This is a genomic window from Hirschia maritima DSM 19733 (assembly GCF_000378345.1).
Lineage (GTDB): Bacteria > Pseudomonadota > Alphaproteobacteria > Caulobacterales > Hyphomonadaceae > Hirschia > Hirschia maritima.
This window is the reverse complement of sequence record NZ_KB899544.1, coordinates 629425-647410: the sequence shown is the minus strand read 5'-3', so window position 1 is coordinate 647410 and position 17986 is coordinate 629425. Positions and strand designations below refer to the sequence as shown.

Genomic DNA, 17986 nt, shown 5'->3' with positions numbered 1-17986 from the left:
GCCTTGAATGCGGTATATATTCATTCAGAATAGCAATGAACGAACAAATTCTACACCCGACATTAGTCGTAGGAACAAAATTATCTTTTCTAGGAAACATCTGGTGCGGCCGAGAAGACTCGAACTTCCACGGGTTTTACCCCACAGCGACCTCAACGCTGCGCGTCTACCAATTCCGCCACGGCCGCAAACCGAAACGAACGGCGAGATATACATTATAGATCGCCTGTGTGAACCCTGAAATTTAGAATTTTTGATAATTCTCAGTTATAATTGTTGAAAAGTTTTAGTCTTGAAACAATTTCAGCTATTGTTCTGTTGCATAATAATCTTCAACTTGCGCTGCACCTGTTATTGATACAGATACACGCTCACCATCAATCACTAATTCCCCGCGGGCAATGGGATGGTTGTTTGCAAGAATCCAAACTTCATCGTATTCGCTAGCATCCAATGGAATCACAGCTCCACGTCCCATACGCAGTAATTGTTGCATAGGAATTTTAGAGCGCCCTAAGAGCACTGTGATCTCAATTTCGACTGAGTCTATTTGCGATGACAAGAATAAAACCCCATTCTTGTTTGGTAAAAGCCAAACTCGAATTTGGACTATCTAAGTGAGTAAGGAGTTAACGTAACCGCATGAGCCAGCAAAATAACGAAAACAATTTACCTCCAGTCGAATGGGCAATTTCAACTGAGCACGTAGATTATGCTGATGCAATAAGCTTCATGGAAGAGCGGGTAGCGGCAATTTCGAGGGGAGACGCTGGTGAATTAATTTGGCTACTCGAACACCCTCCTCTCTACACAGCAGGCACAAGCGCCAATAAAGAAGACCTTACCGATCCAGATAGGTTTCCTGTATTTGATGCGGGTAGAGGCGGCCAGTTTACTTATCATGGCCCGGGTCAACGCGTTGCATATGTCATGCTGGACATAGCCAAACGAGGTCGTGATGTGAGGGCCTTTGTCCATTCTCTTGAAGAATGGATTATCAACACATTGGGGAAACTCGACGTTACAGCCAAGCGTTATGACGGACGCGTCGGTGTATGGGTGGATTTACCAGCGACACCTGAACTACCAGAAGCATCGGACAAAATTGCTGCCATAGGCGTTCGTTTGCGCAAATGGGTATCATTCCACGGGATAAGTCTAAATGTCTCTCCTGACTTGGAACATTTCACCGGTATTGTTCCATGTGGCATTTCTGATCCCGCTGCAGGTGTTACAAGTCTCCATAAACTAGGCCACCCGCTAAAAATGGAAGAAGTCGACACACTTCTAAACACAGAGTTTGAAAAATTGTTCGGCAAAACGACACTCATTTCGCCTCCTAATTTTGGTTAAACTACGCTGCTCTAGATCTTTCCTGTCTTTGCACTATTTGATTGACCATGTCTTGGGAGATATTTTTCTCAAAATGGATACCGACATTCTCTTCTTTTTTCCAGACGACATGCGCACTCAAATCGTCGCAAATACCTTCGATCGATATTTTAACGTTGTCCCCAAAAACCTCACCAATGATACTAGCTCCTGATTGAGATACATCCGCTAAAACAGTTCCTCGTTTCCCTCTATCGTCGGTTAGCTTTACTGATTTTTCAATTTCAATGCGCTCACAACGTCTGCGTTCTACCTTTTCCACCGCGCCTTCTACTATCTTAGGAATCGTTTCACTGACTTCTCTAGATTGATTGACCATGCTCTCAGCTAGATCCCCCATACGCTCAGCCTTATCGGAGCTCTGATTAGCAATAACTGACAGATCACCCACCCCATCGGCGACACCTTTTATGGCTTCACGGTTTTCTTCCAAAAATTGTGAGAAAGAAGCGGTAGAAGCTCGTTGCTCTTCAATTGCTGCAGCAACGCTTGAAGTGACTTCTCCAATATCTTTCACCGATTGGGTGATTTTTCCAATTGATGCCACGGCGTTTTCGGTTTTGCTTTGAATTTGATTTACGCGATCAGATATCTGTGAAGCGGACCTATTTGTCTGGTTGGCAAGCTGTTTGATCTCCTCGGCAACCACAGAAAAACCTCTTCCGGCCTCTCCAGCACGCGCTGACTCAATAGACGCATTGAGGGCCAATAGATTTGTTTGTTCGGCCAGTTCAGTGATAATATTTACAAAGTCACCAATTTGCTTTGCGGCTTCATCCAATTCTTCTACACCTTGGCGCGATACATCTGCCTCATCCACAGCACCTTTTGCAATTTCATCGCCTTTCACCACGTTTTCAGCCACTTCCGAAATCGCGATGCTTAGCTCATTAGCCAGCGTAGAAGCTTGGTCTGTTGCCTCCATAGTCGCTTGAGCAGCACTATCAACGCTACTGGCATTTTCTTTGGCCACTGCTAATTGCTGAAACATTTCTTTACTACCGGCCATCAAATCAGTGGCAGCTTCGGACACCACCATAACTGTTTCTTTCGTAGCAAATTTCACTTCATCCGCCATATCCCGCATCGTTTGGCGGCGCTCTTCAAGTGCCTTCTGTTCCTTCCGAGTGTTCTCTTCCATGAGCTCTTGTCGTTCTTTACTCGAAACGAGGAAGGCATCAGCAGCTCTGGATAAAACACCAATTTCATCTTTTCTCGATTGGCCAGATACACGAATGTCCGTTTCTCCATCGGCCAGTTTTCCTAACTGCGCCGAGATATTTTTTATCGGTCTAACTACACTAACAATCATCAGCGCTGACAAAATTCCAGCAAAGACAATACTCACCAGACTTACCCATAAAATAACATATGCTTTTCCTGAGAATTCCTCTTTCAAAAGCTCTGCTTTGCTATCAATGTCATCCACAAAGTATGTTTCAAAGTCCATCAACAATTCAATGCGTTTTGTGGTCAAAGCAAACCACTCTGGCCCAGTATACGTTGCTAATAAATTTTGATCCGCACGATAAAGCCCATCAACAAGAATACGGCGAGCATCAATAACGTCTTGCCACTCCTGTTTTGCTACATTAGCGTCTAGCTTTTCATCCCATTGATCACTCATCAACATTCTGAACTCTTTTAAAAAGCCATTCTGGTTGGATATCAGGCTGACAACTCTTTCGTGCTTGTCTTGTGTAATTGCCCCGCCTGCAAATGCATTGGAACCAAATGCACGCTCCACGCCTGCGTTTTCTTTAACATTCATCAATGCAAGAAACGCTGTTAAATCACTTGCTAGATCGCTACCTGAAGCATCATGAGTACTTAGAGCAACCATCTCCAAGAGTTTTGCTATCATCCCAGTGTAAGGCCCCACTGTTTCCTGAACATTGTAACTCAGCGTTTGCACAGTTTGCCGATGCCCGTTTAGATTTCCCAGATCAACGTCCAGCGTATTGTAAGCGCTATCTAAGTGAGGATCATTCAAAATATCTAAGTGGATTTCTATGGATTTTTGAAACGCATTTAGAGCCTCATCCGTTTGCAATTTCTGTTTTGCCAACAACCCTGGAAACTCTCCCGTTCCCTTCGCTCCGACAAACCCTGCAGAACTTCCGCGTTCTTTCTGAAGCTCATGAACAAGACGACTAACAGACTGTCCAATATCCGTTACATGTTGAACTCGTTCCATCTGACGAGCGGAATTGAAATTATCTAAAATATATAAAGTTGAAATAATACAGAGCGCAATTATCGGAACTGCGACAGCAAGAGATACACGAAATGCGACTGGCAATGAGGAAAGCTTCATAATAACTCTACGTCCAATGAACCCAAAAGAGAATATGATGAAGCTACAAATGTTACGGTTGCAATATGGTTAACAAACAACCTGTTTTTGGAAACCAATTCAAGCAGACACACCTTGCTTTACAAATGCGCCTACTTGAAAAATATCTATTGGTTTATCGGCAATTATTCAAACTCTACCAGAATGGCGTCAGCAGCAACTGAATCGCCCGCGCCGGCATTGATAGCTTTGACAACTCCATCAGCTTCAGCGCGAATGATGTTTTGCATTTTCATTGCTTCGACAACACACACCGCACTACCTGCTTTCACTTCCTGGCCTATTTCAACATCCATAGAGACCACCAAACCCGGCATCGGGCTAAGGATCATTTTGGACATATCTGGGGCTTCTTTTTCCGGAATTTTTGCATAAAGTTCAGCGGTATTTGGAGACAAAACAAGGATGTTTGACTTTATACCGCGATAGCGAAGCACATAGCCTTCAGTTGTGTCATCGAAACGTACTGCGAAAGGCATATTATCGATAACACCTTCAACAACGCCCAATCCCGGCATCCACGGTGTCGAGATATTTACAACAGCTTTGCGCCCTTTGAACTTAAGCTCCGCTTCTCCACCACCACGAACGATTGAAACTGGCAAAGGTTTCCGATCCACAACAGCAACCCAATCAGATCTAAGCTCGCGCTCTGCATCCATTTGATTTTCAATCTGATTTGCCCGCTCCACGAACAGAGAATGCGCAAATGTGGCGACTGAAGCCAATAAGACTTCTTGGTCTTTTGTCGCTTCTGCACCACTAAATCCATCAGGAAACTCGTCCGGAATATAATTTGTGGTGAGTTTACCGCTTTTAAAACGATCTTGAGCAATCACCGCCTGCAGGAATGGAGAATTGTCCTGAATTCCTTCGATGCGCAAACGATCCAAAGCCATTTCATGCACATCGATTGCGTCTGCTCGATCTTTTCCATAGGTGATCAATTTAGCGATCATTGGGTCGTAATACATGGAGATTTCATCTCCTTCACGCACACCTGTATCGATCCGCACTTCCCCTTTGCCCAGTTTTCCTTCTGGTGGGAATTCACAGCGTTTCAAACGACCAATAGATGGCAAGAAGTTTCTATATGGGTCTTCAGCGTAAATACGCGTTTCAACGGCCCAACCTTTAATTCCAATGTCGTTTTGCTGCAGCGCTAGTGTTTCACCGTAAGCGACCAACAACATTTGCTCGACGAGGTCTACACCAGTTGTCATCTCAGTAACTGGGTGTTCCACCTGAAGACGTGTGTTCATTTCAAGGAAATAGAAGTTCTTATCCTTGTCCACAATGAACTCAACAGTACCTGCGGAGTCATAGTTTACAGCCTTAGCAAGGGCTATAGACTGCTTTCCCATAGCAGCACGTGTTTTGGGATCAATAAAAGGTGATGGGGCTTCTTCAACCACTTTCTGATTACGACGCTGAATAGAACACTCGCGTTCGTTCAGGTGGATACAATGGCCGTGCTTGTCACCTAAAACCTGTATTTCAATGTGCCGTGGTTCAGTGATAAACTTTTCAATGAATATGCGGTCATCACCAAAAGATCCTTTTGCTTCAGCTTTTGAATCACGGAACCCTTCACGGGCTTCATCATCATTCCAAGCGATGCGCATACCTTTACCACCACCACCAGCGGAGGCCTTGATCATTACAGGATAACCAATCTCTTTAGAGATTTTGACTGCCTCATCAGCATCTTCAATCAAGCCCATGTGGCCAGGAACTGTGCTCACACCCGCTTCATCAGCGAATTTCTTAGATGTGATTTTATCTCCCATCACCTCAATGGCTTTGGGGTTTGGCCCGATAAACGCGATCTTTTCTTTTTCTAATCGTCTAGCAAAATCTGGATTTTCAGACAGGAACCCAAACCCAGGATGCACGGCTTCAGCACCGGTTTCTTTAACCGCCGCCACAATTTTATCTTGAACCAAATAGCTTTCTGAAGATGCAGAACCACCGATAAATACGGTTTCATCTGCCAGTTCAACAGCTAAAGACCCTGCATCAGCTTCTGAGTAAACAACAACTGTTTTTACTCCAAGTCTTTTACAAGTCTTGATAACGCGGCAAGCAATCTCTCCACGGTTCGCTATAAGAATTTTCGAAAACATCTGTTTTGTGTGCCCCGTATTGTCTTCTCGGATTAATCCGTATTTTTTATTTTCTATTTAGTATGTACCCATCTGAAGGGCAATCGGAACCAAAGTTCTAGATTGACGCTCCAAATTGAATTCTAGTTCCCTTTATAGTCATCCTTATCGTCATGGCTATATTTTTCTTTGTGCGGCGCATCAAATTGCGCTTCAAGTATTCTTAATTTCGCAGTTATGGATACCAAGAACGCTGTCGACCATCCTATCAGCAGAAAACCAGCGGCAGATTCAATAGCGGACAATAGCCTCCACTTCTCATCCAGATATAGATCACCGAACCCAACCGTCGTGAATGTCGAGGTTGAAAAATACAAAGATTCCTCAAATGTCTGAAATTCTCCAAGAAATGAGTAAAGTGCGGCAAACATCCAAATCTCGATGGTATGCAAGAAAAATAGTGCCATCACCACAACCACTATGGCTGCACTTTGAGTTATCAGCGACGTAGCAGATTTTCGTTTAAAATGATCCCGGCGAACTATGGCAATTAACCCTGTCAGACCAAAAAAATGGACACATACGCATAAGCTGACCATCAAAACTGCGACGACTAAATTCTCAAGTAACATTGTGCTATATTCTCAAATTAATGCTTAGGAATTATCTTCCAGAAGATGCCATTCTGCAGCCGTATTCTGTTAACCAATCCTTGATACATTCTTTCAAATGCTATCGAGTTGATATCATAACTGGTTGAATTTCTTTTATAAGGTCGAGTAGATGATTATTTTCGGGTTCCACAGATGGCGAGGAGAATCCGGCAGAAAATATTGGTTCAACATCACGCTGACAGATAATGGATTACCAAGTGATCCAGGAATTTATGTTTTCGTCCGTCGCTCCTTTATATTCTGGCTTAAACCACTTTATGTTGGCAAAGCAGCCAGCTTGAGCAATCGTCTTCGCAATCACGAGAAATGGCCTAAAGCCTGGTGGCAACTAGGCGCAACCGAACGCCATGTCGCACGATTCAAAACAGAAACAGAGCGTCGCCGCGTCGAAGAAGATCTCATTCGTGGTCTAAAGCCCATGATGAACGACATGTTGATCCCGAGAGGCATGAATGACGCTCCCAATGACGCCAAACTCCTAAGGAAGTGGAAGATTAGACGTTTCTGGACGAATAAGATTGCTTCACTATTTCCGTTCGGCAAACAGCGCAGAAACACGTAATTAAAAATCTGCTAGCGCGATACCACGCAAAGCACTTGAGTAAGACACTTTTTTGTATATACTTTGTTATGCAAAAGACCTCTGACGAAAGTAGCGTGATATGACAACGACAAAAAAGAAAAACAAAAAGAATAAAAAAGACAGTCAACTTGTTCTCCGCGTCAATAAAGAAGAACGTGATGCTTTCGTCGAACTTTGCGAGGACATGGACACAAGCGCTTCACGAGAAATAAGGCGCTTTATGAAAGAATTCATAGCGGAACATTCTGAGGAAGAATAACTCCCTACTATCTGTTGAACGCACCCAATAAAAAAGCCCACCTCCTTTGGAAGTGGGCTTTGTTTTGTCAAAACCATCATATTTAAAGTGGAATATTGTCGTGCTTCTTAGCAGGGTTTTTCACGCTTTTGTTCTTCAACTGACGCAAAGATCTAGCAATTCTGAACCGTGTGTTATGCGGCTGGATGACATCATCGATATACCCCTTGCTCGCGGCAACAAATGGGTTTGCAAATCGATCTTCATATTCTTTTGTGTGTTCAGCCATTTTAGCTTCATCACCTAAATCACCACGGTAGATGATTTCAGCAGCACCTTTTGCACCCATCACGGATCCACATCATATTGCCATTTAGGCCCCACTCATCGCCTTCATCACAACTACCTTTAGATTTGCGATCATGAACGCGTGCATCAACTATATCAAACCCGACATCAAAATAGCACCTATTGCTTCGATATCCCGAAGAGCCACACTCTCTTAAGACTGTTTGACCACGTACATTCCTGTCATATCGGTGGTCTCTATGTGCAGATTTAAGATCTTTAGAAACGGGTTGTGTTTTAGCACCAGACTCAGCGAACGCTGCGGGAGATACGAAGAGCGCTGACGCTGCTATCGCAGCGATTGACGCCCATTTTGTGTTTGACATTATTTTGCTCATACACCGAGTTTGCGGCTGCTAAACACAACGGCAGATGAACGGAGCATTCAGATGGCAGATATTTAAGAAATCAGTGGCAATTCTCACAGGCTTGTGAAGATTGCCTTTTTTCTAACGATTCAATGCCGCAAAAAAGACACCCAATCCGAGCGCTTGGTGACGATTATAAGCCTCTCTTTGCTTAGCTTCGTCATCTTCTCCCCATTGCTCAGCCTGAAAAACTTCATCTATTCGGGATAAGTCAAATGCCTCTTCAGACATAATACGCCCTTGCTCTACCGCAAGTGCCAACACTGCAGAACCAAACAACCCAAGACCAAAATTCAATCCTGTTAGCCTCATATCATCCAATTTGGCTGCATGAGATCTTGCAGCTTCCAAGGAGGTCGTAGGCTGAGGGCTAGCCATAACCCCTTCTACTGGCAACAGAAACACGTCCAGTTCTTGAGCTGCCCAATCACGTATAGGAGCCCATCCTGCTTCCTGCCGCTCTCTAAGCACTGTAGGCCCCTCAGCTAAATGGGATACAAGGTCCGTTTCTGCATAGCGGGCAACTTCAGCTGCCATTTCATCGCGCGCAAGCGGTGTTCTATCGATAGCAACATTGACCAAGCGCGTAATGTGCATGGTCGCAACGTCTATATACTCAATTTGATCCGCCCATTCACCAGCCACGGCTTCCGCCAATTCTTCTGATGGAAGAGTTAAAACATTTTTCGCAGGTGTCTTAAGCTGGCGGCCATCAAGCACAATCGTCCAATTGCCGTCTTCCAGCTTTTCTATCCCAGCCTGCTTATAGAATTTTTTCATACGCTGGTCGGTGCTGCCAAAGTCACTCATGCCTACACCTTTTCTCTAAAAGCATACAATCCTGCACGAAGGCCCGCAAAATCATGATGCACTTCATGCGCACCAGCTTCAGCGAGCTCTTCCGTTTTGCCAAATCCCCAAGAAACACCCAATGCATGCACATTGGCAGCACGCGCCATTTGCATATCAAATGTCGCATCTCCAATCATTACTGTGTTCTGAGCGAAGCAACCCAGTTCATCCATATTCTTTTTCACCATATGTGGATGCGGCTTACCTGGGCCATCATCAGCGCACCAATGCGTATCAAAGAATTTCTCTAAATCATGCATTTCCAAAATATGGTTCAAACCCTGACGAGATTTGCCCGTGGCCACGCCCATGAGCCATCCATCAGCGACCATATCGCTCAATAAATCCATTGCTCCATCATATAGAGGTTCTTTTAGATTAGGATCAGCTCTCAATTGCACAAAGCTAGATTTATAGTCTTCAAAAACCTGATGCACTGAAGTGTCATCTGCTTCTGGCAATAAATTCTCGATAGCGGTTTTCAGAGAAAGGCCAACAATTTTTCGCGTATCATCGAATGAAGGTTCAGCAAAACCAGACTTTCTGAACGCATGCTCCATCGCGGTCTGAATCATTTCGCGGCTATCGACAACTGTTCCGTCTAAATCCCAGACAGCAAGCTTTAAAGACATATTCTAAACTCTCAAAAATGATTAGCGACGGCGACCAATGGGTATGATGGTGTCAAATGGGTTTCCAGCTTCACTTTCATGAAACCCGAACAAATCAAACGTCTTTTTCATGTGCTGAGGCAACGGAGCAATCACCTCTACATCTGGGCCATGGCGACGAGGAACGCGCAAAGCACGCGCATGTAAGTGCAATCCCGCGGGAACACCTTTTGGCGCTTCCCTATCGCATGTATATTTGTTGTCTCCAACGATAGCATGGCCTATCTCTGACATGTGATAGCGGAGCTGGTGCTTACGTCCTGTAGATGGCTTGAGGGCCACCCAACAAGCCTTCTGGCCCACTGTTGATACAACCTTATAATCAGTGATTGCAAACACAGATCCTTTTTGTCCGTGAATTCCAGCCGTCATCAATTCCTTGTCTTGCCCAGGACCATGTGCCTTCATCATCCACCCTCTGAGTTCTCCTTCAGATGGGTTTGGCGCTCCAGTAATGACTGCCCAATATATCTTATCTAAATCACGAGATCTGAAGTGCTTGCTCATTGTCGCTGCAGACTGAGCTGTTTTAGCCAAAACAAGAAGACCAGACGTATCTTTATCCAAACGGTGCACAAGACGCGGTTTGTCTTGCCCAGGCTTTGTCAGCGCATTTGCCATCCCATCCACGTGCCGCAAGGTCTTGGTTCCACCTTGAACAGCTAGGCCTGACGGCTTGTTCAGCACATACACATCTTCATCTTCATACAAAATGAAAGACTTAATCAGCTCAGCATCTTTCGGCGAAACATATACGTCTTCCGCGACTTCACGTTTCTTGTTTTGGTCACTAGAAGGCATTGGCGGCACCCGCACAACCTGCCCCACTTCTAAACGAGTACTGGATTTAGCGCGGCCACCATCTACGCGCACTTCACCTTTGCGAAGAAGCTTTTCCACCTGTCCCTGTGTCAGCCCTGGAAAGCGACGTTTGAGCCATCTATCAAGACGCACATCACCTTCACCGTCACCAACGGGAATTTGCAGGACTTGTCCTTTATTCCAACTCATATTGCAAAAACCTTCCGGGCAATAATCAATCCAACAAATGCAGCAACGATACCTAACACCAAGCTTCCCACAGCATAGCTGCTAGCTTGCAAATATGCTTTGCGTTCTATCATCCACACGGTTTCCATGCTCAGCGTGGAAAAAGTCGTAAAGCCGCCCAATACGCCAGTCCCTAAAAACAAACGCCAATTGTCAGCGCCTTCAGCCTTAAATGCCAGCCAACCAAACAACAAGCCTAGCAATAAAGAACCTAAAACATTCGCACTGAAAGTTCCCCAAGGCATGCCATTTCCAACGCTTCGCACCATAAATTGCGAAATGCCGTATCGGGCCGTTGCGCCTATCGCGCCGCCAAGAGCTACTAAAACAATGTTCTGCATGCAGGCCTCTTAACTTGTTTTCTCCTTAAGCGCCAGTAGCCCGCTTTCAAGAGATAAATCATCAAGACATTTACGCATGTCATCTGGAATATCTGCGACGATATCAATATCACCACCATCCAAATGCGGCGTAAGCAATCGATAGGCGTGCAACATAAGGCGTGGTGCCTGATATCCCTCGCTTGTGACATCAACACCATAATAAGGATCTGCTAGGATCGGCCGCCCAAAACTCTCCAAGTGCACACGTAATTGATGGGTTCGGCCTGTCTCGGGCGTCAGCATCAAAAAGTGATAATCTTCATGACTGGCCAATACATTATACCTTGTAACGGCATTCTGCGCGCCTTCATCATCCGAACCAACAGCACGCATCAACGCAAGATTGGGTTCTTTTTGATAACGTTGAACGTAATATTCCAGAACACCTTCAACTTCCTCAATCGGCGGTCCCTTCACAATTGCTACATAGGTTTTCTTAGCTTTCCTTTGCTCAAAGGCTTGTTGAAAAAAGGCTGCTGAGGGTTTTGTTTTCGAAGCGATGATTACACCCGACGTTAACATGTCCAATCGATGTATAAGTTTCGGCCTTTTACCGTTACTTCTTGCATATACGCCAAGTAATGCATCGAAAGTACGATCAGCAGGACTTCTTGTTTGACAAGCCAATCCACTTGGTTTGTCAAAAGCGAATATAGAATCATCTTCACCCAAGACTATACTTTCCATAAAGTCTCTATCGTCAGAATTTACCAAGTAAGGTTTTATTAACTTTTTCGAAAAGTCACCCTTTTTCCATGGCTTATCTTCGTTTTTATCTTCTTCCATGAAAATGCCTCAAGTATTAATGCAAAAAAGCATTGTAATTCTGCGAATCATTCGCCATCCTAACTACGGGGCTGTTCTATCAAATGCTTGAGCAAAGGTCACAAGCAAATGGACGAACAGAGTAAGCGTAGAGTGTTTTCATTGGTTAAGCCCACTGCACATGGAAATGTGCCCAAACCAAAATTCCACCTACCAAACTTAAATAAAACAGCAACGCACAAGCGTGATGAAGACTGCTTGCGCGCAATTTTATTTTCATTTGATCAAGCGATCCTATATGCACCAAATGTGCTGAAAGATCCTGCCGCATTCGTTCGACTTGCTGCTGCACATGGGTTTCCATTGAACAGCGCAATTCAGAGAGAGCGCAAATACGGCAATATCAATGAAAATGCAATGAGGATGCTCGCCCAGCAAAATTGCTTGGGTCATCGGCTGATTCAACTCTGGAAACGTATTTCACCAGAGGTTTATAGTAGAGTTACGAAAATGAACACACAACACTCCACTTCAATGGAGCCCTTCTCTCCCGGTGCCATCCGTAAGATGCGGCACGCTCTATTGCCGCTACGCGACCAAATGGGGTTTGAAATCATCCGCGATTTAAACCTTCTCGATAATCCAGTCGCCTTTTTAGCAATGTGCCAACGTATCGGTTATCAAGGACTTGGTTCAACATACGATACAACTGAACCAAACGATTTAAACATGGTTGTTGGACAACGCCTTATCGACACTTGGCGCATTATAGCAGTTAACTAGGTTTATCCGCATTCTGGCGCGCTATGTTGGCGCGCTTGTTTGCCCAATCTTTCATGCGATCCCGAATGGATGCCTCTCGACCAGCTCCTTGTGGTCGATAATACGATTGACGCTCTATCCCATCAGGAAAGTAATTCTGACCTGAAAACGAGCCGTCCAAATCATGGTCATATTGATAACCATCGCCATAACCTTGATCTTTCATCATAGAAGTTGGCGCATTCAATATATGTTTGGGCGGCATAAGTGAGCCAGTCTTTGCTGCTGAGACTCGTGCTTTTTTATAGGCTGCATAAACCGCATTGGATTTGGGCGATGTAGCAATATGCACAAGTGCATGCGCTAGTGCCAATTCTCCTTCCGGTGAACCAAGCCGTTCATAGGTGCGCGCCGCCTCTCCAGCAATCATTAGTGCCGTAGGATCAGCCAAACCAACCTCCTCAGAGGCCATTCTAACAATTCGACGCGCCAAATAAAGGGGATCCTCTCCCCCCTCCAGCATACGACAAAACCAGTAAAGCGAGGCATCGGGGTCAGAACCGCGGACCGATTTATGCAACGCAGACGCCATATTATAGTGCTCATCGCGGTCTTTATCATAAGCGGGAGCACGCTTTTGCAATAACTTCGATAACTGCTCTGAGTTTATCTGCTCAACATCCCCAAGTGAAACTACCTCTTCAGCAAGATTGAGCAGATACCGTCCATCGCCATCAGCCATATCAATCAGTAAGGAGCGCGCAGTTTCATCAATTGAAAGCTTACAGTTTTCTTCCATTTCAACACGTTGAAGAAGTTTTTCCATCGCCGCTTCATCCAAACGCTTAAGCGTCAGCACCTGACAACGTGATAACAGTGCGCCATTCAATTCAAAGCTTGGATTCTCAGTTGTCGCTCCGACAAGTGTCACCACTCCACGCTCGACAAATGGCAAGAAACCATCTTGCTGTGCTTTATTGAAGCGATGGATCTCGTCAACGAACAGCAAAGTACCTTTGCCAAGCTGACGCCTGTTTTCTGCTCGATCAAAAGCAGCACGCAAATCTTTCACGCCGGAAAAGATTGCCGAAATCGGATCAAACTCTAGCCCCGCATCTACGGCGAGCAATTGGGCTATTGTTGTTTTTCCTACACCGGGCGGGCCCCACAATATCATGCTTGCGAGGCGCTTATTGGCAAGCATGCGTCCTATCGGACCATCTGTACCAATCAGATGATCTTGCCCTATCACATCGGACAGTTTTTTAGGGCGCAATCTATCAGCTAGCGGTTGAGGCGCACTCTCATCGAGACCGGCAGCGGAAAACAAATCTGTCATAAGATCTATTTACCGCTACGTTCGAGTTTACGTAAGTGTAGATTTAAAAAATCCAACCTATAATCGGATTTGTGACGTTATCCGTCGGCCATTACGCTCGATTGTCACGGTCCATCTCGTTCCACGACCGCCCTTGTCTTTCAAAACGCTAAGAACGTCTTCGGAAGTTTTGATGACAGTTCCGTCAATCTCACGGATCATATCGCCCGGACGCAGGCCAAAACGGGATGCAAGCGAACGTCGCAATACACGATTGACCAACACACCAGATGCAAAAGGATCACGGCCCAACTCATCCGCTAATGCAGGTGAAAGATCAGCAATCTCGGCTCCTGAAAATGGGCTAGCATTGCCCTCAATCAAGTTCATTTCAGCTTCTGTCGCACCTGGAGGCGGTGCTAGCTTCACTTTCACTGATTTTTCTTTGCCACTTCGCATCACTTTCAATGAAGCTCTTTCACCGGGAGCTAAAGTAGCGGCCAAAAATTTCAAACCACGTTCATCAAACACTTCACGTCCGTCGATTGAAGTTACCAAGTCACCACGTTTTAATCCGGCCTTCTCAGCAGGGCCATCAGGATAAATTTCTGTAACCAACACTCCCATTGGACGATCCAATCCCATAGACTTGGCTATATCTGAAGTTACTGATTGCCCTTTTAAACCTAACCATGGTCGGATAATCTGACCATCATTTACAGCTGCATCAACAACGCGTTTGACCATTTCAGAAGGAATGGCAAAACCAATCCCATTTGAGCCACCTGATCTCGAGAAGATAGCAGTGTTCACGCCAACTAAACGCCCTTGGGAGTCGACTAGCGCTCCGCCTGAATTACCTGGATTAATCGCGGCATCTGTTTGCAAGAAGAAGGCATAATCAGACACACCCACATCAGTTCTTGCCTGCGCAGAGATAATCCCAGTCGTAACAGTTTGACCAACTCCAAAAGGGTTCCCAATCGCAAGAACCAAATCCCCTACCTCAACATCTCGTGTGTCGGTAATTTCCAATGTAGGGAGTTTTTCGCCTTCAGTATCGATTTTCAACACAGCCAAATCAGTTCGTTCATCTGCTATGATAAGTTCGGCGGCATATTCACGCCGGTCGGAAAGCACGACTTTAAACTCATCGGCTCCTTCGATCACATGATTGTTTGTAACGATTACGCCGTCAGTACCAACAATAACGCCTGACCCAAGGGACGATTCCACCCGCTCGCTCGGCATTCCGCCCATACGATTGCCAAAGAAACGCTGAAAAAACGGATCGCGAGAATAAGGAGATGCTGCCTGTTTCACGACCTTCGTCGTGTAGACGTTTACAACAGCAGGAGCCGCCTCTTTCACTAATGGCGAAAACGACATGGTGACTTCTTGTTGAGAGCTTGGCACCACGCGTTTCACCGCTTGAGTATCTTGCGCAGAACAGGCGGCGATTCCTGCGAGTGAAACGCTTAAAAACGCTATTCCACCGGCAAACAGTTTTTTTAGTCGAACATTAGTCATGAGTATCAATTCTCAAACAATCACGGCGCAATTTGGGCAATGGCCATATTCTTACATCCATTCTGGATCAAGATCTTATGTTCAACCATCATATTACAATGCTAAAACGAAAAAACACCGCTCTGATCACAAAGCGGTGTTCTTATAATTCAATTTTTGAAGATCTTAGTCTTCCAAAGCCATTTCAGCTTCAGCTTCAACGCGTTCACGATCAGCTTTACCTTTAGCGTCTTCGTCACGGTCTACCAGCTCAATAACTGCCATTGGTGCATTGTCACCATAACGGTAACCAGCTTTAAGCACGCGAGTGTAACCACCCTCACGGTCTTTGTAACGCTCTGCGAGAACGTCAAATAGCTTTTGTACCATTTCTTTGTCACGCATCTTTGAGATAGCTTGACGGCGGGCAGCGAGATCACCTTTTTTACCCAAAGTAACAAGCTTATCCATGAAAGAACGTAATTCTTTCGCCTTAGGAAGCGTTGTTGAGATCTGCTCGTGTTGCACTAGAGACGCAGCCATGTTTGCGAACATGGCCTTACGGTGCTCCGACGTGCGGTTTAGCTTGCGGTGCGCAATTCCGTGACGCATGGCTTTTCCTACGGCCTTATTGGCCGCTCCTCTGTCTTAGTCTTCGTACTTTTTAGCTAGGTCTTCGATATTCTCTGGTGGCCACGAAGGTACATCCATACCTAAGTGCAGTCCCATAGAAGCGAGAACCTCTTTAATTTCGTTTAGTGATTTACGACCAAAGTTTGGTGTACGAAGCATTTCTGCTTCTGACTTTTGGATCAAATCACCGATGTAAACAATGTTGTCGTTACGCAAGCAGTTTGCCGAACGTACAGACAATTCCAACTCGTCAACTTTCTTGAGTAGAACTGGGTTAAAGCCAAGGTCCGGCTCCTGCTCAGCTTCTTGCTCAACAACAGGCTCTTCAAAGTTGATGAGCAGTTGAAGTTGATCTTGCAAGATACGTGCTGCGTAAGCAACTGCATCTTCAGGTGTTACTGAACCGTCTGTTTCCACAGTTAGTGTCAGTTTGTCGTAATCCAATACCTGACCTTCACGTGTGTCTTCTACTTTGAAACCAACACGCTCAACAGGTGAAAAGATTGCGTCAACTGGGATAAACCCAAGTGGCGCATCATCTGGACGGTTGCGATCAGCAGGAACATACCCCTTACCAGACGCAACAGTAAATTCCATACGAATGTTTGCACCCTCGTCCAACGTACAAATCACGTGGTCGGGGTTTAGAATTTCCATATCACCGGAAAGCTCAATTTGACCCGCTGTAACTGGACCTGGTCCAGAAGCAGACAGTGTCATGCGCTTAGGTGTTTCTGAAACCATGCTGATTGCAACACGCTTCAGGTTTAGGACGATGTCAGTAACATCCTCACGCACACCTGGGATTGATGAAAATTCGTGAACAACACCATCAATTTGAACGCCTGTGATCGCTGCACCTTGCAGAGATGACAAAAGAACACGACGCAACGAAGATCCTAGAGTCGTACCAAAACCACGCTCTAGTGGCTCCACGATTAAGCTTGCCTTACGGCCTGCATCAAAATCGTGCTCCACCACGGGACGTGATGGACGGATAAGCTCTTTCCAGTTTTTGTCGTTGACCTGAGCCGTGTTCATGAGGCGATCACCTTAGAAATTGCGTTTAAGTGTTGTTCATACGAACATATACGAAGCGAATAACTCGTTATAAATTATACGCGGCGACGTTTTGGAGGACGACAGCCATTGTGAGGAATAGCTGTGATGTCGTGAATCGTTGTGATCGTCAAACCTAGAGATTGAAGCGCACGAAGAGCTGATTCACGGCCAGAACCTGGACCACGAACTTGTACTTCCAATGACTTCAAGCCGTGCTCTTGAGCTTTACGACCTGCATCCTCTGCAGCAACCTGTGCAGCATAAGGAGTAGATTTACGAGAACCTTTAAAACCCATGTGACCAGCAGATGACCAAGAGATTGCATTCCCTTGAGCGTCTGTAATTGTGATCATTGTGTTGTTAAAGCTTGAGTTTACGTGAGCAACACCTGAAGAGATGTTCTTACGAGCACTACGTTTAACGCGTGTTGTTTCGCGAGCCATACTTATCTATCCGGTCTATTTCTTCTTACCAGCGATTGGCTTCGCTGGACCTTTGCGCGTACGCGCATTGGTGTGAGTGCGTTGGCCACGAACTGGAAGACCGCGACGGTGGCGCAAACCACGGTAGCAACCCAAGTCCATCAAACGCTTAATGTTCATTGAGACTTCACGGCGAAGATCACCTTCAACCAGATAGTCTGCATCGATAGCTTCACGAACCTGAATGACTTCGGCGTCAGACAAATCCTGCACACGGCGCTCAGCCGAGATACCCACTTTGTCACAAATCTCCTGCGCCTTCACCGGTCCAATACCGTGAATATAGCGCAGCGCTATTGTAACGCGCTTATTAGTGGGAATGTTGACACCTGCAATACGGGCCACACTGCCCCTCCATTCATTAAAACTGTTTCACAACAAATCCGACAACTCAACAAAACCCAGTGAAACAAAAACACTGCATTCGGAACGTCT

Annotated in this window: 20 protein-coding genes, 1 tRNA gene and 1 pseudogene; 4 read left to right on the top strand and 18 right to left on the bottom strand. The window is 45.5% G+C overall.

Annotated elements, in window-relative coordinates:
- Positions 1–101: 101 nt before the first annotated feature.
- Positions 102–188, bottom strand: a tRNA-Leu gene (locus tag F551_RS0103070).
- A 119-nt stretch (positions 189–307) separates the two neighbouring features.
- The gene (locus tag F551_RS0103065; protein ID WP_018996010.1) at positions 308–562 is read right to left on the bottom strand and encodes a FliM/FliN family flagellar motor switch protein; all 255 of its coding nucleotides are present in this window, start codon (positions 560–562) and stop codon (positions 308–310) included.
- 80 nt (positions 563–642) lie between these two features.
- On the opposite strand from F551_RS0103065, the gene lipB reads away from it, so the two are divergent.
- Complete coding sequence (gene lipB, locus F551_RS0103060) at positions 643–1353, top strand: lipoyl(octanoyl) transferase LipB (RefSeq protein WP_018996009.1); 711 nt, start codon at positions 643–645, stop codon at positions 1351–1353.
- 1 nt (position 1354) lies between these two features.
- On the opposite strand, the gene F551_RS0103055 is transcribed toward lipB, so the two are convergent.
- The 3 genes from F551_RS0103055 to F551_RS0103045 all read right to left on the bottom strand — a co-directional run bounded on the left by F551_RS0103055 (position 1355) and on the right by F551_RS0103045 (position 6485).
- Positions 1355–3709, bottom strand: coding sequence for a methyl-accepting chemotaxis protein (locus F551_RS0103055; protein ID WP_018996008.1), 2355 nt, complete (start codon positions 3707–3709; stop codon positions 1355–1357).
- Between the two features lie 164 nt (positions 3710–3873).
- Positions 3874–5874 carry an acetyl-CoA carboxylase biotin carboxylase subunit gene (locus F551_RS0103050; RefSeq protein ID WP_018996007.1) on the bottom strand — a complete coding sequence of 667 codons (2001 nt, stop codon included), beginning with the start codon at positions 5872–5874 and terminating at the stop codon, positions 3874–3876.
- 122 nt (positions 5875–5996) lie between these two features.
- Positions 5997–6485: a potassium channel family protein gene (locus tag F551_RS0103045; RefSeq protein WP_018996006.1), complete on the bottom strand. Its 489-nt coding sequence runs from the start codon at positions 6483–6485 to the stop codon at positions 5997–5999.
- 151 nt (positions 6486–6636) lie between these two features.
- On the opposite strand from F551_RS0103045, the gene F551_RS0103040 reads away from it, so the two are divergent.
- Positions 6637–7089, top strand: coding sequence for a GIY-YIG nuclease family protein (locus tag F551_RS0103040; RefSeq protein ID WP_018996005.1), 453 nt, complete (start codon positions 6637–6639; stop codon positions 7087–7089).
- A gap of 100 nt (positions 7090–7189) precedes the next feature.
- Entirely contained in the window at positions 7190–7369 is a 180-nt protein-coding gene (locus F551_RS0103035) for a hypothetical protein (protein ID WP_018996004.1), read from the top strand.
- An 82-nt stretch (positions 7370–7451) separates the two neighbouring features.
- Here the strand turns inward: F551_RS0103035 and F551_RS0103030 are convergent.
- The 7 genes and pseudogenes from F551_RS0103030 to F551_RS0103000 all read right to left on the bottom strand — a co-directional run.
- Positions 7452–7703, bottom strand: a pseudogene (locus F551_RS0103030) (carboxyl transferase domain-containing protein); the annotation flags it as partial.
- A complete protein-coding gene (locus tag F551_RS0103025) occupies positions 7675–8022 on the bottom strand; it encodes a DUF3011 domain-containing protein (RefSeq protein ID WP_018996002.1) in 348 nt (115 codons plus the stop codon). The pseudogene F551_RS0103030 and the gene F551_RS0103025, both read right to left, overlap by 29 nt.
- Positions 8023–8145: 123 nt before the next feature.
- A complete protein-coding gene (locus F551_RS0103020) occupies positions 8146–8874 on the bottom strand; it encodes an ATP12 family chaperone protein (RefSeq protein WP_018996001.1) in 729 nt (242 codons plus the stop codon).
- Between the two features lie 2 nt (positions 8875–8876).
- A complete protein-coding gene (locus F551_RS0103015; protein ID WP_018996000.1) occupies positions 8877–9548 on the bottom strand; it encodes an HAD-IA family hydrolase in 672 nt (223 codons plus the stop codon).
- A gap of 21 nt (positions 9549–9569) precedes the next feature.
- Positions 9570–10598, bottom strand: coding sequence for an RluA family pseudouridine synthase (locus F551_RS0103010; RefSeq protein WP_018995999.1), 1029 nt, complete (start codon positions 10596–10598; stop codon positions 9570–9572).
- On the bottom strand, positions 10595–10978 hold the full coding sequence (crcB, locus tag F551_RS0103005; RefSeq protein WP_018995998.1) for a fluoride efflux transporter CrcB: 384 nt from the start codon (positions 10976–10978) through the stop codon (positions 10595–10597). Before crcB ends, F551_RS0103010 begins: the two co-directional genes overlap by 4 nt.
- A 9-nt stretch (positions 10979–10987) precedes the next feature.
- Positions 10988–11806 (bottom strand): RluA family pseudouridine synthase, encoded by an 819-nt coding sequence (locus tag F551_RS0103000; protein WP_018995997.1) that lies wholly within the window; start codon positions 11804–11806, stop codon positions 10988–10990.
- A gap of 108 nt (positions 11807–11914) precedes the next feature.
- On the opposite strand from F551_RS0103000, the gene F551_RS0102995 reads away from it, so the two are divergent.
- Positions 11915–12568, top strand: coding sequence for a hypothetical protein (locus tag F551_RS0102995; protein WP_018995996.1), 654 nt, complete (start codon positions 11915–11917; stop codon positions 12566–12568).
- On the opposite strand, the gene F551_RS0102990 is transcribed toward F551_RS0102995, so the two are convergent.
- From F551_RS0102990 to rpsM, 6 genes are all read right to left on the bottom strand, one after another.
- Positions 12561–13886, bottom strand: coding sequence for a replication-associated recombination protein A (locus F551_RS0102990; protein ID WP_018995995.1), 1326 nt, complete (start codon positions 13884–13886; stop codon positions 12561–12563). The genes F551_RS0102995 and F551_RS0102990 overlap by 8 nt on opposite strands.
- Positions 13887–13943: 57 nt before the next feature.
- A complete protein-coding gene (locus F551_RS0102985) occupies positions 13944–15395 on the bottom strand; it encodes a DegQ family serine endoprotease (RefSeq protein WP_018995994.1) in 1452 nt (483 codons plus the stop codon).
- A gap of 165 nt (positions 15396–15560) precedes the next feature.
- Positions 15561–15986: a 50S ribosomal protein L17 gene (rplQ, locus tag F551_RS0102975; RefSeq protein ID WP_018995992.1), complete on the bottom strand. Its 426-nt coding sequence runs from the start codon at positions 15984–15986 to the stop codon at positions 15561–15563.
- A gap of 36 nt (positions 15987–16022) precedes the next feature.
- Positions 16023–17048 carry a DNA-directed RNA polymerase subunit alpha gene (locus F551_RS0102970; RefSeq protein WP_018995991.1) on the bottom strand — a complete coding sequence of 342 codons (1026 nt, stop codon included), beginning with the start codon at positions 17046–17048 and terminating at the stop codon, positions 16023–16025.
- A gap of 74 nt (positions 17049–17122) precedes the next feature.
- Positions 17123–17512, bottom strand: a complete 390-nt coding sequence (gene rpsK, locus F551_RS0102965) for a 30S ribosomal protein S11 (protein ID WP_018995990.1) — start codon at positions 17510–17512, stop codon at positions 17123–17125.
- 15 nt (positions 17513–17527) lie between these two features.
- Positions 17528–17896, bottom strand: a complete 369-nt coding sequence (gene rpsM / locus F551_RS0102960; RefSeq protein WP_018995989.1) for a 30S ribosomal protein S13 — start codon at positions 17894–17896, stop codon at positions 17528–17530.
- Positions 17897–17986: the final 90 nt, after the last annotated feature.

Coding starts and splice junctions, on each gene's coding strand:
- lipB (WP_018996009.1), top strand. CDS start 643: ATGAGCCAGCAAAATAACGAAAACAATTTACCTCCAGTCGAATGGGCA.
- F551_RS0102995 (WP_018995996.1), top strand. CDS start 11,915: ATGGACGAACAGAGTAAGCGTAGAGTGTTTTCATTGGTTAAGCCCACT.
- F551_RS0102970 (WP_018995991.1), bottom strand. CDS start 17,048: ATGAACACGGCTCAGGTCAACGACAAAAACTGGAAAGAGCTTATCCGT.
- F551_RS0103025 (WP_018996002.1), bottom strand. CDS start 8,022: ATGTCAAACACAAAATGGGCGTCAATCGCTGCGATAGCAGCGTCAGCG.
- rplQ (WP_018995992.1), bottom strand. CDS start 15,986: ATGCGTCACGGAATTGCGCACCGCAAGCTAAACCGCACGTCGGAGCAC.
- rpsK (WP_018995990.1), bottom strand. CDS start 17,512: ATGGCTCGCGAAACAACACGCGTTAAACGTAGTGCTCGTAAGAACATC.
- F551_RS0103055 (WP_018996008.1), bottom strand. CDS start 3,709: ATGAAGCTTTCCTCATTGCCAGTCGCATTTCGTGTATCTCTTGCTGTC.
- F551_RS0103020 (WP_018996001.1), bottom strand. CDS start 8,874: ATGAGTGACTTTGGCAGCACCGACCAGCGTATGAAAAAATTCTATAAG.
- F551_RS0103000 (WP_018995997.1), bottom strand. CDS start 11,806: ATGGAAGAAGATAAAAACGAAGATAAGCCATGGAAAAAGGGTGACTTT.
- F551_RS0103035 (WP_018996004.1), top strand. CDS start 7,190: ATGACAACGACAAAAAAGAAAAACAAAAAGAATAAAAAAGACAGTCAA.
- F551_RS0103040 (WP_018996005.1), top strand. CDS start 6,637: ATGATTATTTTCGGGTTCCACAGATGGCGAGGAGAATCCGGCAGAAAA.
- F551_RS0103050 (WP_018996007.1), bottom strand. CDS start 5,874: ATGTTTTCGAAAATTCTTATAGCGAACCGTGGAGAGATTGCTTGCCGC.
- F551_RS0102990 (WP_018995995.1), bottom strand. CDS start 13,886: ATGACAGATTTGTTTTCCGCTGCCGGTCTCGATGAGAGTGCGCCTCAA.
- F551_RS0103010 (WP_018995999.1), bottom strand. CDS start 10,598: ATGAGTTGGAATAAAGGACAAGTCCTGCAAATTCCCGTTGGTGACGGT.
- F551_RS0103015 (WP_018996000.1), bottom strand. CDS start 9,548: ATGTCTTTAAAGCTTGCTGTCTGGGATTTAGACGGAACAGTTGTCGAT.
- F551_RS0103045 (WP_018996006.1), bottom strand. CDS start 6,485: ATGTTACTTGAGAATTTAGTCGTCGCAGTTTTGATGGTCAGCTTATGC.
- F551_RS0102985 (WP_018995994.1), bottom strand. CDS start 15,395: ATGACTAATGTTCGACTAAAAAAACTGTTTGCCGGTGGAATAGCGTTT.
- crcB (WP_018995998.1), bottom strand. CDS start 10,978: ATGCAGAACATTGTTTTAGTAGCTCTTGGCGGCGCGATAGGCGCAACG.